The following is a 15,167-nucleotide window of genomic DNA, read 5'->3' as shown; positions in this document are numbered from 1 at the left end:
ATTATTGAGGGTATAAACGGCCCTTAAAACGAGCTGGTATTTTTTGACATTTCAGTCATGTTCGTAAGGTTTTGCTTTAGCAGCTAGCCCTCGAACAGGGTAAGCAATTACTTGCTTACTTTTTAGTTTGCTGGCTAACTCAACGGTTTCCTTACCTAAATTTTTAAGCTGCTTAACCGTTTTTTCATCAGTAATAACGCCATCTGTCATTAGCGTATCTACCTTTGCGATTGCTTTTTGATTTGGCAGTACCATGGTGCCAAGGTTTTCAAGTAGCATTCTAAGTACAACGAGCACCCGCATACCGCCTAGCCCACCAGCAGAAGCTGCCATAATACCCGCTACTTTACCGCGATATGCCTGTAGTGGCTTTTCACCTTCACCCATACGCGATGCCCAATCTATAGCGTTTTTAAGAAGTGCTGGGTAGCTTGAGTTGTATTCTGGTGAAGCAATAAGAAACCCATCATGGCTCATTAATAGTTCTTTGAATGCTTGCGCTTTTTCAGGCATACCAAACTCCGCTTCTTCATCCTCATTAAAAATCGGCATTTGGTAATCGGCTAGGTCAATTACGGTGACTTCAGCCCCCGCTTCGCGCGCGCCGTCAGCGGCTACTTTCATGATGGCTTGGTTGAACGAGCCCTTTCTGGTGCTACCTGCTAGTGCAAGGATCTTAGTCATTAGGGTTTCCTGTTTTAATATTGAAATGTATTTTTAATCGACTTTTTATAAGAATCTAACGTTCTATCGGTTCTGTTTAACATAGCAAAATAACAATAAGTACCGACACGCTGCGTATTTTGTACATATGCGATTGGCATAAAAAAAGGCTGACAATCAATGTCAGCCTCTTTGTTATCAATATGTATGTTGTACCGCGAACACTACATTTTTTCTAGTGTTTCGATGCCAAGTAGGGTTAATCCTTGCTCTAGCGTCTTGGCAACCAGAGCTGACAACGCTAGACGGCTATCGCGTACGGCTGGCTCAATACCGTCTTTTAACATCGGGCACGCTTCGTAGAATGACATAAATGCTGAAGCCACATCATAGAGGTAAGTACACAGTACATGAGGCGTGGCTTCACGAGATACTGTACCAATCACCTCTTCAAACTGCATAAGTAATACAGCTAGCGCGTGCTCTTGTTTCTCAGCAATATTGATATCTACTGGCATGGTGGCCATATCCACACCCGCTTTTCTGAACAAGCTTTTCACACGGGTATAGGCGTACTGAAGGTAAGGCGCGGTGTTACCTTCAAAGCTTAGCATGGAGTCCCAGTTAAACATGTAATCAGTTGTGCGGTTTTTAGATAGGTCAGCGTATTTCACAGCGCCAATACCCACCTTGTGAGCGACTTCTTTAAGCTCGTCTTCACTTAAATCGTTGTCGCGCTCTGCGATAAGTTTACCAGCACGTTCAACGGCTTCATCAAGTAATTCAACCAATTTAACTGTACCGCCAGTACGGGTTTTAAATGGCTTACCGTCACTGCCTAGCATCATTCCAAATGGGCAATGCTCGTAAGTTTGCTCTTCTTTCATAAAGCCCGCTTTACGGCCCACAATTTCAGTTTGCTTGAAGTGCAGTGCTTGGCGAGCATCGGTAAGAATCAGCGTACGGTCAGCGTTTAACTTGCCGCTGCGATAGCGCATTGCCGCAAGGTCTGTCGTTGCGTATAAATAGCCGCCACCCGACTTTTGAACGATGTAAACCGCAGGGTTACCTTCTTTATCAGCAAGCTCAGGTATAAACACCACCTGCGCACCTTGGTCTTCTACTGCAAGGCCTTTCGCTTTAAGGTCACTGATTACGTTGGCTAAATCGTCGTTGTAAGCCGACTCACCCATAATATCTTTACGTGTCAGGCTTACGTTTAGCTTGTCGTACACTTCTTCTGAGTGAGCAATAGACACGTCAATGAACTTTTCCCATAGCGCCAGACACTGAGCGTCACCGCCCTGCAGCTTAACTACGTATTCACGGGCGCGGTCGGCAAAACCTTCTTCTTCGTCAAAGCGTACTTTGGCTTCGCGGTAAAAGTCTTCTAGATCAGAGAGTGCAGTTTCAGCCACTTCATCTTGTAGCTTGTCTGAAAGGTGCGCAAGCAACATGCCGAACTGTGTGCCCCAGTCGCCCATGTGATTTTGACGAATAACGTTGTGGCCCAAGAACTCAAGTACTTTAACCACAGCATCGCCGATGATAGTAGTACGCAGATGGCCCACGTGCATTTCTTTGGCCAGGTTAGGCGATGAGTAATCAACAACAATGTTTTGTTCTTTTGACTTAGCAATACCTAAACGTGGGTCGGTTAGTGACAACTCACACTGATTAGACAGCCATTCGTCATTTAAATGAACGTTGATAAAACCAGGGCCCGCCACTTCTAGCTTGCTGGCAATATCGTCGAGCTTTACAGTCTCAACAATTTTCTCTGCAATATCGCGCGGCTTTTGCTTAAGCTGCTTGGCTAGCGCCATCGCGCCGTTAAACTGATACTCACCAAATTCAGGTCGAGCGCTGCGCGAAACTGGCACTGGCGCATTTTCTACGCCCATTTCTTGTAGAGCTTCAGTGAAACGGTTAACTAATAGTGCATGTATATTCATAATATATTGTGTCTTTGTTTAATCTTTATTAGCTTAGTTTTCGCGCGTGTTCTTGAACTGAATATCAGGGTAGCGCTCTTGCGCTAGCTGTAAATTCACCATAGTAGGTGCGATGTACGTCAAGTTATCGCCGCCATCTAGTGCAAGGTTTTGCTCACCTTTACGGCGGAATTCATCAAGCTTCTTCTCATTGTCAGAGTAAACCCAGCGGGCAGTGCTCACGTTAATATGCTCATAAAGCGCGTCTACGTTGTATTCGGCTTTCAAGCGAGCGACAACTACGTCAAACTGAAGCACACCTACTGCGCCAACAATCAAATCGTTGTTGGCAAGGGGTCTAAACACCTGCACCGCCCCTTCCTCAGAAAGCTGGATCAGCCCTTTCAGCAGTTGCTTTTGCTTAAGCGGATCTTTCAAGCGGATGCGTTTAAATAGCTCAGGCGCAAAGTTTGGAATACCCGTAAAGCGGTAGTTATCGCCTGACGTGAAGGTGTCCCCTATGCGAATGGTACCGTGGTTGTGCAAGCCGATGATATCGCCGGCATAGGCTTCTTCTAGCAATGAACGGTCACCAGCCAAGAAGGTTAATGCATCAGAAATACGCACATCTTTACCTAAACGGCTGTTGCGCATTTTCATGCCTTTTTCGTACTTGCCCGACACAATACGACAGAATGCTATGCGGTCACGGTGTTTCGGGTCCATGTTGGCCTGAATTTTAAATACGAAGCCACTGAACTTACCGTCGGTACTTTCGATAGTCCCTTCTTCGGTTTCGCGACCAAGTGGCGCAGGTGCCCACTCAACCAAACCGTCAAGCATATGATCAACACCGAAGTTACCTAATGCTGTACCGAAAAATACTGGCGTTAACTGGCCTTCCAAGAAAAGCTCTTGTTCAAATTCGTTAGATGCACCGCGTACAAGCTCAAGCTCGTCACGCAAGGTTTCAGCGAGGTCACTTCCTACTGCAGTATCTAACTCAGGGTTATCTAACCCTTTGATGATGCGCACGTCTTGGATAGTGTGACCCTGGCCGCTTTGATACAAAATAGTTTCGTCGCGGTGAAGGTGATATACACCTTTAAAGCTCTTACCACAGCCAATTGGCCAAGTAATTGGTGCACACAGGATATCAAGCTCGGTTTCTACTTCATCGAGCAGTTCCATAGGATCGCGAATATCACGGTCAAGCTTGTTCATAAAAGTCACAATCGGCGTATCGCGCAAACGGGTGACTTCCATAAGTTTACGGGTTCGGTCTTCTACACCTTTCGCTGCGTCGATAACCATAAGGCATGAGTCAACCGCCGTCAGTGTTCGATAGGTATCTTCAGAAAAGTCTTCGTGCCCCGGAGTATCCAGCAGGTTTACTAAGTGATCGCTATATGGAAACTGCATGACCGAGGTGGTTACCGAGATACCACGCTCTTTTTCCATTTCCATCCAGTCAGATTTAGCATGCTGACCTGACTTTTTACCTTTAACGGTACCGGCAGTTTGCAGGGCGCGTCCGAATAACAATACTTTTTCGGTAATCGTGGTTTTACCCGCATCCGGGTGCGATATGATTGCGAACGTACGTCGCTTTTTAATCTCTTCTAGAAGCTTCTTATCTGACATCAATACTTATCTTCGTTATCTATTATCCCTGTAAACCAATTACTTACAGGCGCGTTTTATAACGGATAAGCAATGCTTTTCCGCGCAAATTCAGTATTGCGGTAAAACGCTTGATACGGCTTGGTAATTAATTGCGCGGATTTTAGCATTTTACTGCACGTAACAGTAGAGCGAAATTACATACTCCCTACCGCTTAATTTGCTATGCGACCACTCACTGCTTTTTTTCATGCATACACACTTTCACATCGTTAACCTATTTCAAACATTGTTGTACACACCGTTTACAACACAAGTGACAGACCCTTTTTATAAACCCTATTTATAAAAATAAGGACAACGCCCTGTGATATTGTTTCTAATTTGCGTAGCCGCGCTTATTGCTGGCTACTTTATATATGGCGCCTTTGTTGAGAAGGTATTTGGCGTCACACCTGCACGCCCCACTCCTGCACATAGCCAAAAAGACGGCGTAGACTTTGTTCCCATGTCTACACCGAAGGTGTATCTCGTTCAGCTTCTCAACATTGCTGGCGTAGGCCCTATATTTGGCCCTATTATGGGTGCACTATATGGCCCAGCTGCCATGCTTTGGATTGTTTTAGGGTGCATTTTTGCTGGCGCTGTTCACGACTATTTTTCAGGCATGCTGTCAGTTCGCAACAATGGCGAATCTGTGCCTAGCTTATCTGGCCGTTATTTGGGCCGAGGCGCTAAGCACTTTATGAACTTGTTCGCTATTGTGCTGCTTCTATTGGTAGGTGTAGTTTTTGTCTCAGCGCCCGCAGGCATGATCACAAACCTCGTTAATGATCAGACATCATGGCATGTTGAAGTTGGCACCATGGTCGCCATTATTTTTGCCTACTATATTTTGGCTACCATTGTTCCCGTAGATAAAATTATTGGTCGTTTTTATCCGTTTTTCGGAGCCCTTCTTATTTTCATGTCGGTGGGATTATTAGCCGCGGCCAGCTATTCTGACCAGCACTCGATACTTAGCCAATTCACGGCAAGTGATATGCTGACGAATTTAAATCCTAACGATATGCCTCTTTGGCCAGCGCTCTTTATCACTATCGCTTGTGGCGCTATCTCTGGATTTCATGCCACACAGTCCCCGCTTATGGCTCGCTGTATGGAGAACGAGAAGAACGGACGTTTTGTGTTTTTTGGTGCAATGATAGGTGAAGGTGTGATTGCCCTTATCTGGTGTGCCATTGCCCTTTCTTACTTCGACAATTTAGAAGGACTATCGGCAGCTATTACCAATGGTGGCCCTGGAAACGTTGTCTATGCCTCATCATTCGGTCTTTTAGGTGTTGTTGGTGGCGTACTGGCTTTTCTTGGCGTGGTTATTCTTCCTATTACGTCTGGCGACACCGCATTTCGCTCAAGTCGTCTTATCATGGCCGAGTACTTTAACGTTGAACAAAAAGGTATACGTAACCGCTTGTTCATGGCCGCCCCATTGTTTGTGCTTGGCGGTATTCTTACCCAAGTCGATTTCGGCGTTATTTGGCGCTACTTCGGATTTGCCAACCAAGCAACAGCCGTCATGATGCTGTGGACCGCATCTGCATACTTACTAAGACATAATAAACTGCACTGGATAACTACGGTACCAGCAATATTTATGACGGCCGTTTGCGTTACCTTTATTCTAAACAACGACACCTTGGGTTTCGGTATGGCGATGAATGTATCGACAACCATCGGGCTTATCGCATCGCTAATAACCACGGTTTACGTCATTCGAATTTCCAAGGGGAAAGGTGAAGCGCCGCTTGAGCCATCATCTGTGAATGTTGAAAAGCCCTCCCAACCGGTAGACGCTTAACTGCCTACACTAAACACGTGTAATATGATGAGCCGCCCTTTATATAGGGCGGCTATTTAATTTGTACTTTTGACATGGGTTATAATGAGGCTCATTTTTAACCGGCGGTAATATTGGCAAGCATGGAACTCATACTTTCGCTACTTCAACAAATGTGTGTGTATCTTGTGCTCGCATATATGCTGAGTAAAACACCGCTTTTTCTTCCTATTCTCAGCATTTCTTCTCATCGCAAACACCGCTACTTGGTGTATGTAGTTTTTTCTTCCTTTTGTATTCTGGGCACGTATTTTGGTCTGCAAATAGACGACGCCATTGCCAATACCAGAGCCATTGGGGCAGTTATAGGAGGATTACTAGGCGGTCCAGTAGTTGGGTTTGCCGTAGGATTGACCGGCGGCCTCCATCGTTATTCATTGGGTGGTTTTACTGATGTTGCCTGCGCTATTTCCACCACGCTGGAAGGTCTTATCGGCGGCCTCATGCACGTTTACTATGTTCGCCAGAACAAAAGTCTAGATCTTTTCAACCCATGGAAAGTTGGTGTCATTACCTTCATAGCAGAGTTGTTTCAGATGGCTATACTGCTTACCGTTGCCGAGCCTTTTGAAAAGTCTTACGCACTGGTCAGCGCTATAGCCGCACCTATGGTCATTGCAAATTCTGTGGGGGCCGCACTTTTTATCAGTATCTTATCTGACAAAAAAACGATTTTTGAAAAGTACTCTGCCACTTTTTCACGACGTGCACTATCCATAGCAGATCGCTCAGTGGGCGTGCTCACATCTGGATTCACCCCAGTTAATGCAGAAAAAGTAGCACGTATTATCTATGAAGAAACGAATGTGGGTGCGGTAGCGATTACTGATAAAGAAAAGATTCTGGCGTTTATCGGAACGGGTGCCGATCATCACCTACCAAACACCCCCATATCGTCATCAAGTACGATGGAGTCACTGAACAATAACAAAATAGTCCATTTAGATGGCGCTGAGCGCCCTTATCAGTGCACATTAAACAAAAATTGTCCGCTGGGTTCAGTGTTGATTATTCCACTTCACTCAGGCTCTGAGGTGGTAGGTACCATTAAGCTTTACGAACCCAAACGGAAGTTTATGTCGACGGTTACCCTGTCAATGGCAGAAGGTATCGCTCAATTACTGTCTAGTCAGATTGTTTACGGCGCGTATCAGCAGCAAAAAGATCTGCTCTCACAGTCTGAAATCAAGCTGCTGCATGCACAGGTCAACCCTCATTTCCTATTTAACGCGCTCAATACGATTAGCGCAATTATTCGTCGCGATCCCAAAAGGGCCAGAGAGCTCGTGCTAAGCTTGTCACGCTTTTTTAGAATAAACCTAAAGCAAAACACCGCGGTGGTGACACTAAAAGAAGAGATTGACCACGTTAATGCTTATCTGGCAATCGAGAAGGCGCGTTTTGCCGAACGCCTGCAGGTTGCCATCAAATGTGACGATGCTGCCATGTCAGCGCTTCTACCAAGTTTTACGTTACAGCCACTGGTAGAGAACGCGGTTAAACACGGTATCGCCCAACGAATAGAGGGTGGGCATTTAACTTTGAATGTACGATGTACAACAGATAACCACATTCACATTCTCGTTGAAGATAATGCTGGCTTGTACAAACCCAAAAAAGAGCAACACGCAGGTTTAGGAATGGATATTGTAGATAAACGACTTATTCATCAGTTTGGTCAACAAGCAGGCCTGGTGATCGAATGTCGAACTAACCAGTTCACTCGGATGTCCTTTTCCATTCCACACACTCATTACCATTCTCATCAGGGCTAACAATGACTAAGAACTCAGCATTTCGCGCGCTTGTTATTGACGACGAACCGCTCGCCAGAGAGGAGCTTTGCCAGTTACTCAACGAAACCAATGAAGTACATGTCTTAGGGGAAGCCGCGAACGCAATAGAGGGGTTGGCATTAATTAAACAACACCGTCCGGATGTTATATTTCTTGATATAGAAATGCCCCAGCTCTCTGGCCTCGATATGCTGGCTATGCTTGATTTAGACACCATGCCTTATGTTGTGCTGGTCACCGCATTTGAACAGTATGCCCTTCAGGCATTTGAAGATAACGCGTTTGATTACTTGCTCAAACCTGTGGAACCAGAGCGGCTTGATAAAACACTTGCCAGGCTTAAAAAGAGAACTCAGCCCCAAACTGACATTGACGCTATTGCCTCCTCCACGTTAGTACATATTCCTTGCGTAGGTCATCAGCGCATATTACTTCTACCCGAATCTGATATTCAGTTTGCTTACAGCGATATGGCGGGCGTACATGTTAGATCGCTAGAACAACAAGCAGACACGCAGCTCACATTGAAAACCTTAGAAGAGAGAACCGCGCTTGTTCGGTGTCACCGGCAATACTTGGTGAGGTTATCATGCGTTGCGGAAATTAAACTCTTGGATAATGGCCTTGCTACGCTTCTAATGAAGACGGGAGATTCAGTTCCCGTGAGCCGTCGATATCTCAAAAAGCTAAAGTCGTTATTAACGCTTTAATCACACCACAAAGGCTGTATTAACTTAAAAAGGACTGAGAGAGTATGCCTGATTTTCAGGCACCGTAAGACAAATAGCCACATTTTCCTGCTCGATGGAGAGCCTTCACCCGTTCAATTCACGCTCAACTTGCAAAATCTCTTTCTCATCTCAATGGCATTTACTTAGCATGCTAAACAAATAAAATAGTTAGCATGCTAAGTAGATCAACGGTTTTTACATGTCATTTTCAGAACCTATGCCACTTCAACTTATTGCGCTTTTTGCTCGCACTGCCCAAAAGTGCAGAAGAACTGTCACTGAATCGGTCGCTCATCTCGACCTTACAGAGTCTAGATGGCGCGTAATGATTCATATGTCGTTACTTGGTGAGGGCTGTACGCAACAGATGGTGGCAGAAAGCTTGGAAATAGAAATGCCTAGCTTAACTCGCACAATTAAACAGCTCGAAACTACCGGGTTAATCAAACGCGTTACAGATACTAACGACAAACGAAGTCGCTTACTTTACTTCACAGATATGGGCAAAGGTCGAATGAATGATATCGAAAGTACATTGATGGCACTGCGAGATGAAGTGTACGCTGGAGTATCGGAAGAAGAGTTACGCATTATGGCTAAATGTGTTCAAAAAATTGAAGTTAATGCCGCAAAATTATTGGAGTCACTTAAGTGAGTCAACGAACCCCAGATCAGGAATTTGCTAGGTATATAAAGCTGGCTTTGGTCGCTTTTGTCATTTGTTTTATCTACTTTATTATTGCAGATATACGCATGCCAATGACACCACAGGCGAGAGTCTATCATCAGGTCACCCAAATCTCTCCTCAGATAAATGGGCCGATAAATGAGGTGCTTGTCAAAAATAACCAAACCGTCAAGGAAGGGCAGGTTTTATTTGTTATTGATGAGACACCTTACCTAATTGCCCTTGAAAAGGCCCAAATTGATTTGGCAAATGTGGAGTTAGAGAACGCCCAGATAGATGCGAAAGCGGAAGCGATTAGAGCCAAAATAGAGGCTGCATCGGCGGTTTACGACGAACGCAACAGTGAATTTCAACGACTCAATTCCTTAGTTCAAACTAAAGCGGTATCTCAACAAAACGTGGACAAAGCGTACGCGCAACTTAAAAGCGCTGAAGCTGAAATTAGTGCGCTTGAAGCCGATCTAAACCAGCAAGTTGTTGCAAGAGGTAAGCAAGGTGACAAAAACCTGAAATATTTAGACGCGGTAAATGCGGTCAAACGGGCAGAATTAAACTTAGCCTATACAAAAATTAAAGCACCGCATAACGGCGTCATGGCAAACATGCAGGTAACTCAGGGTACTTATGCTAAACAAAGTACGCCGCTTGCCTCGGTAGTCGATAACACGTTAGATGTGGTTGCAGACTTTCGAGAGAAATCGCTAACCAATGTAAAGAAAGGCATTCAAGCTAACGTGGTTTTCGATGCGCTACCTGGCAAAGTGTTTAAAGCGAAAGTAACTGAGTTTGAAGCTGGTGTAAGTGACGGTCAACTCGCTGCCAACGGCACCCTTGCAAGCGTTGAGAAGTCGAACCGATGGGTACGCGATGCGCAGCGCCAACGTGTCCATATTAAGCTTGATGAACAAAAAATATCGTTAAAACATCTCAGCAGTGGTGCTCGCGCTACCGTACAAATAGTGCCAGACAATCCTATTGAAAGGGCGGCAGCGAATATTCAAATCCACTTTATAAGCCTGCTGCACTTTATTTATTAAACTTAAATTATGGTTTACCAGACATAAAATATGGAATCACAGCTAAGTAAAAATGATGTTCAGCAGATGCTTCGGATTTCGTCAGGTGCCACGTTAGGGTTTGCTATATCGAAAGCGTTGGATTGGCCTAATCCGATATTTTTCACTTTGTATCCCATTCTATTGCTTGGACTGGTAGCCGTTTTAAACGGTCACATTGTTCGACAATTTCTTGCCGCAACCATTTTTCCTGCGGCTACTGTTTTAGTGATCTACGGCTTGTTCGGCAGCCACCCATTGCTGATCACACCGCTAGTTGCCGCCACTTTTGCTTTTTTGTTTTGGCAGATGAGTAAAGGTACGCTGTATTTATTCGGGGCCTTTTCCCTTGTAGGACTATCGCTGCAACTTCATTTTGCCAGCTACAGTAATGATGGAATAGATATCTATGCATTGGTCATATCAAATATAGGTGCAATTCTGTTGGCATTGATAATTGCATTCGCCTTACATATTGCTTTTCCCGATGAAGCGCCGCGCACGCCTTTGCCCAAAGCGACAAAAGATAAAGCGAGTATTCGTCACGAAGTTATCTTATGTACGACAGTCGCCACATTATCCTTTGCTGTGTTTCAAACCTTTGACTTAGTAGATTCGATATCAGCACAAGCTGCGAGCGTCTTGATACTATTTCCACTTTGTTGGAAAGGCGCAACGATGAGTGGATGGCAACGGACACTGGGTACACTCATTGGTTGTAATCTTGCCTTGCTCGCCCAGCTCATTTTGCTCAATTACAGTGATACGTTATTTTTTGCTAGCTTTAGCTTATGGATATTGGTGTTTTTCATCAGCCGCCAACATGTCTTAGGCGGAGGTGGTGCTGGTACTGGCTTCGGTGTGCTAACGACCTTTGGCATTTTGTACGGCCAGTCACTCTCACCTCAGCAGGATATTATTTATAGAGCGCTGTATCGCTTTTCATCGGTAGTGGTTGCCATTGCATTTAGCCTGTGTGTTATTTACGTTGTACATCGCGCTCTCAATGCCTATCAAGCGACACGACATCACACATTTTATTAGCTTCGCGTTCTCTCACGACCTTAGTTAGTTATCCACGCTAAAAACGCTACAAGAAATAGGCGATTTACCTATACTTATGTTTTATTTAATGCGTACTAAATTTTTGAAACTATGTGCTATATTGAGTTGTAGATAAAAAAACCAATAAAACAAGGACGATGAATGCTGCGAATATTGCTCGCATGGCTTGTAATAGCATGCTGTTGCCAAACGGCCAACGCAGCTAATTTCAATAACTCACAAACTATGTTGTCTTTAGATAACGATGTAGTTTTTGCGGTAAGTAACTCAGCAACTATAACCGGCGAAGAAAAATGGTTTTATAGCGCTGATGTTATTGATAGGTCGCCGTCACAGTATTTGCATTTCAAAGTTCGTATTTACAATCAGTTAGATACGCAAGTTCCCGTCTGGTTTTCAATAAGTTTCCCTGCAATGAAAACGTTAGTTGTCACCGATGGCAATTATCAATGGGAAACCGGCGACAGTGCACCTTACAGTACTCGAGCGGTGAATACGCCCAACTATCATTTCCCCTCTGTATTGCAGCCGTCTTCTTATACTGAGTTTACCGGCACTATGTCTGGTGAGATTTTAAGATACAGTTTCTCGGTCGCCACGCCTGAGTATTACAGCAACCTTTACATGAAAACCTTGCAGCGGGATATGGCATTTTTCGGCGCGATGGGGCTGCTTACCCTACTTTGTGTATTAGGCTATATTGCTAGCCGTAACTTAGTTTTTTTGAGTTTTGCATCATTTATTTTTGCGACAACATTTTGGTTTTTCCGCGTGTTCGGTTACGCATTTGAACTACTGTGGCCAAATACGCCGGGTTTGAACGATATTAGCTACGCCATAAGCATTTATTCGGTATTGATTACTGCATTTTGGGTATTGTTTCAGACACTCGCGCGAAACAACCACGAGGTTTACGGGGCAAAAACAATTAAAGCTTTTTGCATAGTGCTTCCGCTGATGGGTATTTTACTATGGCAAACAGTGGGGTTAGATATTGCCTTAAAACTGCCTGTACTCCTCTTTTTCCCTTATATACTGATAGCGGGTATCGTTATCTTTGTAGAGCATAGACGGGGCTCTGATAGAGCCAAATGGCTTGCCGCCGCTATGCTTCCTGTAACCTTTAGCACGCTAATCCTTACCATTATTGCACTTTTTGAAGTAGACCTTTACCTCGAACCCGTTGCCACCTTTATGACTGGGCTAGTTATGACATTCCTATTTATGGTTGCACTTACCGCTAGCTATATGGTGAAAGTTGTCCAAAGGGAAAGAGACGCCCAAAAAGAAGCTGCTAAGTTAAAAAGTGAGCAGGCATCAAAATTAGAAGCGCTGGTAAGAGAGCGCACCCTTGCACTTGAACAAACGAATAGCACGTTGGCCGAACTAGCTTCCAAAGATAGTTTAACCGAATTGCCCAATCGACGTACGCTGGATATGTTCGTAGACAATACGTTTGATAAAACCTTTAACGATCATGATGCGCTAGCCATTGCACTAATCGACTTAGATCACTTCAAAAGTATCAACGATACATTTGGTCACGATGTCGGTGATGAAGTACTAAAAGGCATTGCTAAGATTCTTGCGCCGCTTAATGATGAGTGGCAAGTTGCAGCGCGCTATGGTGGAGAAGAATTTGCCATTGCAAAGCGCGTAAAAGCGCTCAATACAAGCAAGACCACCCAAGCCGACGAGTTTGCAAAGCAACTGGAAACTGTCCACAGTGCCATCAACCAGTTAGCCATTGCATCGATTGACGATAGAAAGTTAGGGGCATGTATAGGTTGGACTTTATGTGAAGGCTCCGACGATATTGTCGAAGCCTTCAGACGAGCTGATAAAGCCCTTTACGTAGCCAAAGATAAGGGAAGAAACTTAATCATTCCGGCTTTATGAAACCGCAACCACTGCCTTTCGCTTGTCTTCTTTTGAAAATTGCAGCGCGTTGTTCAAATTATCGAATTCAAACACGTTAGGTATTTCGACAACCAACGTTTGCGCAGCAACTTGCTCAAGTAGAGCCTCACCGTCTTTCACCAAACGCTGCCACTGTGACAAATCGCCATAATCATGCAGCGCACCTAGCGCTATCTCATGATAAGAGATAGTACGCGTGAAAGGCGCATCAACAGGCACTTCAATACGACCTAGAATACTCACTACGTGACCATTAGCTTCAAGAAGCGGTACAAGTGACGCCGCATAGTCTGGACCATTTGCATCAAAAAGCGCGTAAAAGGTTTGCCCTTCAGGCTTACCGCGATGGATGGCTTTTACGCCCATCTCCGCAGCTTGCTCTTGCGAAAAGCTCCCTGAGATAACATGTACATTAAAACCGGCCTGAGAAAGCATTTGCGCCAGCAATTTGTTAACGGCGCCCATACCGCTGACTAACACGTCAGCCCCCTTTCGGACCGGCACTTTACTGAACGCTTGCCAGGCAGTAAGCATTGGACATGGCAACGCAGCAGCTAGTGCAAAATCAACGCTTTCCGGCACGACCATTACACGGCTAGCATACACTTCACTATGATCGGCAAAGCTTCCGTTTTCACCTAGGCTATGATGGTAAGCCACACGCTTACCCAATAGACTGTTATCAACGCCCTCACCTACAGCGGCAACAACACCCGCACCGTCCACACCGGGAATATGCCCTTTTTCCCAGTCGCGCGGGTTATCATCGATAAACTTCCAGTCAACTGGGTTAATGCCAATAGCATAGTTGCGCACGACAATACGCCCTGCCTTCGGCTCAGAAAACTCGCGTACCTGCTTTACCAGTGATGCGCCAGCTTGTTCAAATTGCCAAACGTTAGCTTGCATAAAAGCTCCTTAACACAGTGATTTTTCCGATTAGTCCCACGCAGGTGAAAAATCTGGGTTAGCTTGACGGTCGCCACAATCTAGCGCGTCAATCTTTGCGATATCGTCAGCGCTCAAGGTAAGTTCAAGCGCTTTGAAATTGGTTTCCAGATTCTTGCGCTTAGTCGACGATGGAATAGTGACTAAACCATGGGCCAGCTCCCAAGCTACCACTACCTCAGCAGTGCTCACGCCATGCTTATCTGCAATTGCAATGATGGTCTCGTCTTTTAGTACTTTACCAACAGCAAACGGCATATATCCTGTCACTGTGATACCGTGCTTCTCACAGGCTGCACGCACTTTTTCATTAGTAAGATAAGGGTGTACCTCTACTTGATTCGTGGAAATAACGCCCTCGCCCAAGATACTCACCGCTTCTTCTATTTGTGCCACGGTAAAGTTAGAAATACCAATTTCTTTTGTCAGGCCAAGTTCCTTAACGCGCAGCAATTCACCTAGGTACTCTTCCATGCTTTCACCGTTTTCCGGTGACGGCCAATGAATAAGTAGTAGGTCAACGTACGACAGTTGAAGCTTTTCCAAACTCTCTTTTACGCTATCCACAAAGCTTGCTTTATTCAGCTTGTCATTCCACACCTTGGTGGTGACGTAAAGGTCTTCGCGTGCAACAAGATTGTTTGCAATAGCGTCTTTAACAGCGCGACCTACCGCTTCTTCATTGCCGTAAATTTGCGCCGTATCAATATGACGGAAACCCACTTCAAGTGCCATTGTCACGCTGTTATAGGCTTCGTCGTCTTTTAAGCGAAACGTGCCTACACCTAGCGAAGGAATTTTAGATTGTGACTGATTTACATTCGGCATGATGCCTCCTTGTTGG

At 45.0% G+C, this 15,167-nt stretch carries 12 protein-coding genes; 7 read left to right on the top strand and 5 right to left on the bottom strand.

From position 1 onward, the window contains the following. Nucleotides 1-51: 51 nt before the first annotated feature. From KUL49_RS16700 to prfC, 3 genes are all read right to left on the bottom strand, one after another. The gene (locus tag KUL49_RS16700) at nucleotides 52-684 is read right to left on the bottom strand and encodes an NADPH-dependent FMN reductase (protein WP_131138018.1); all 633 of its coding nucleotides are present in this window, start codon (nucleotides 682-684) and stop codon (nucleotides 52-54) included. Between the two features lie 203 nt (nucleotides 685-887). After that, nucleotides 888-2,618, bottom strand: coding sequence for an arginine--tRNA ligase (gene argS, locus KUL49_RS16695; protein WP_014948727.1), 1,731 nt, complete (start codon nucleotides 2,616-2,618; stop codon nucleotides 888-890). Between the two features lie 33 nt (nucleotides 2,619-2,651). After that, nucleotides 2,652-4,241 carry a peptide chain release factor 3 gene (prfC, locus tag KUL49_RS16690; protein ID WP_014948726.1) on the bottom strand — a complete coding sequence of 530 codons (1,590 nt, stop codon included), beginning with the start codon at nucleotides 4,239-4,241 and terminating at the stop codon, nucleotides 2,652-2,654. A gap of 346 nt (nucleotides 4,242-4,587) precedes the next feature. Here prfC and KUL49_RS16685 point away from each other — a divergent pair, with 346 nt between their 5' ends. From KUL49_RS16685 to KUL49_RS16655, 7 genes are all read left to right on the top strand, one after another. After that, a complete protein-coding gene (locus KUL49_RS16685) occupies nucleotides 4,588-6,081 on the top strand; it encodes a carbon starvation protein A (RefSeq protein WP_014948725.1) in 1,494 nt (497 codons plus the stop codon). Nucleotides 6,082-6,203: 122 nt separating this feature from the next. Further along, nucleotides 6,204-7,895, top strand: coding sequence for a sensor histidine kinase (locus tag KUL49_RS16680; RefSeq protein WP_039233207.1), 1,692 nt, complete (start codon nucleotides 6,204-6,206; stop codon nucleotides 7,893-7,895). Nucleotides 7,896-7,897: 2 nt separating this feature from the next. Continuing rightward, nucleotides 7,898-8,626 carry a two-component system response regulator BtsR gene (gene btsR, locus KUL49_RS16675; protein ID WP_131138017.1) on the top strand — a complete coding sequence of 243 codons (729 nt, stop codon included), beginning with the start codon at nucleotides 7,898-7,900 and terminating at the stop codon, nucleotides 8,624-8,626. Nucleotides 8,627-8,846: 220 nt separating this feature from the next. Further along, nucleotides 8,847-9,302 carry a MarR family winged helix-turn-helix transcriptional regulator gene (locus KUL49_RS16670; protein WP_014948722.1) on the top strand — a complete coding sequence of 152 codons (456 nt, stop codon included), beginning with the start codon at nucleotides 8,847-8,849 and terminating at the stop codon, nucleotides 9,300-9,302. Beyond that, on the top strand, nucleotides 9,299-10,372 hold the full coding sequence (locus KUL49_RS16665; protein WP_131138016.1) for an HlyD family secretion protein: 1,074 nt from the start codon (nucleotides 9,299-9,301) through the stop codon (nucleotides 10,370-10,372). Before KUL49_RS16670 ends, KUL49_RS16665 begins: the two co-directional genes overlap by 4 nt. A gap of 30 nt (nucleotides 10,373-10,402) precedes the next feature. After that, entirely contained in the window at nucleotides 10,403-11,434 is a 1,032-nt protein-coding gene (locus KUL49_RS16660; protein WP_131138015.1) for a DUF2955 domain-containing protein, read from the top strand. Nucleotides 11,435-11,596: 162 nt separating this feature from the next. Continuing rightward, nucleotides 11,597-13,354, top strand: a complete 1,758-nt coding sequence (locus KUL49_RS16655) for a diguanylate cyclase (protein WP_131138014.1) — start codon at nucleotides 11,597-11,599, stop codon at nucleotides 13,352-13,354. Here the strand turns inward: KUL49_RS16655 and KUL49_RS16650 are convergent. After that, nucleotides 13,349-14,284 (bottom strand): alcohol dehydrogenase catalytic domain-containing protein, encoded by a 936-nt coding sequence (locus tag KUL49_RS16650; RefSeq protein ID WP_131138013.1) that lies wholly within the window; start codon nucleotides 14,282-14,284, stop codon nucleotides 13,349-13,351. The genes KUL49_RS16655 and KUL49_RS16650 overlap by 6 nt on opposite strands. A 30-nt stretch (nucleotides 14,285-14,314) precedes the next feature. Continuing rightward, complete coding sequence (gene dkgB, locus KUL49_RS16645; RefSeq protein ID WP_131138012.1) at nucleotides 14,315-15,151, bottom strand: 2,5-didehydrogluconate reductase DkgB; 837 nt, start codon at nucleotides 15,149-15,151, stop codon at nucleotides 14,315-14,317. Nucleotides 15,152-15,167 lie beyond the last annotated feature (16 nt).

It is taken from the genome of Alteromonas sp. KUL17 (genome assembly GCF_006538305.1).
In the GTDB taxonomy this organism is placed as follows: domain Bacteria; phylum Pseudomonadota; class Gammaproteobacteria; order Enterobacterales; family Alteromonadaceae; genus Alteromonas; species Alteromonas macleodii.
This window is presented reverse-complemented; position numbering and strand designations above follow the sequence as displayed.

Bases quoted from the DNA above. Each gene is read 5' to 3' on its own strand.
- KUL49_RS16670 (WP_014948722.1), top strand. From the start codon at position 8,847: ATGTCATTTTCAGAACCTATGCCACTTCAACTTATTGCGCTTTTTGCT.
- KUL49_RS16655 (WP_131138014.1), top strand. From the start codon at position 11,597: ATGCTGCGAATATTGCTCGCATGGCTTGTAATAGCATGCTGTTGCCAA.
- dkgB (WP_131138012.1), bottom strand. From the start codon at position 15,151: ATGCCGAATGTAAATCAGTCACAATCTAAAATTCCTTCGCTAGGTGTA.
- KUL49_RS16680 (WP_039233207.1), top strand. From the start codon at position 6,204: ATGGAACTCATACTTTCGCTACTTCAACAAATGTGTGTGTATCTTGTG.
- btsR (WP_131138017.1), top strand. From the start codon at position 7,898: ATGACTAAGAACTCAGCATTTCGCGCGCTTGTTATTGACGACGAACCG.
- prfC (WP_014948726.1), bottom strand. From the start codon at position 4,241: ATGTCAGATAAGAAGCTTCTAGAAGAGATTAAAAAGCGACGTACGTTC.
- KUL49_RS16660 (WP_131138015.1), top strand. From the start codon at position 10,403: ATGGAATCACAGCTAAGTAAAAATGATGTTCAGCAGATGCTTCGGATT.
- KUL49_RS16650 (WP_131138013.1), bottom strand. From the start codon at position 14,284: ATGCAAGCTAACGTTTGGCAATTTGAACAAGCTGGCGCATCACTGGTA.
- KUL49_RS16700 (WP_131138018.1), bottom strand. From the start codon at position 684: ATGACTAAGATCCTTGCACTAGCAGGTAGCACCAGAAAGGGCTCGTTC.
- argS (WP_014948727.1), bottom strand. From the start codon at position 2,618: ATGAATATACATGCACTATTAGTTAACCGTTTCACTGAAGCTCTACAA.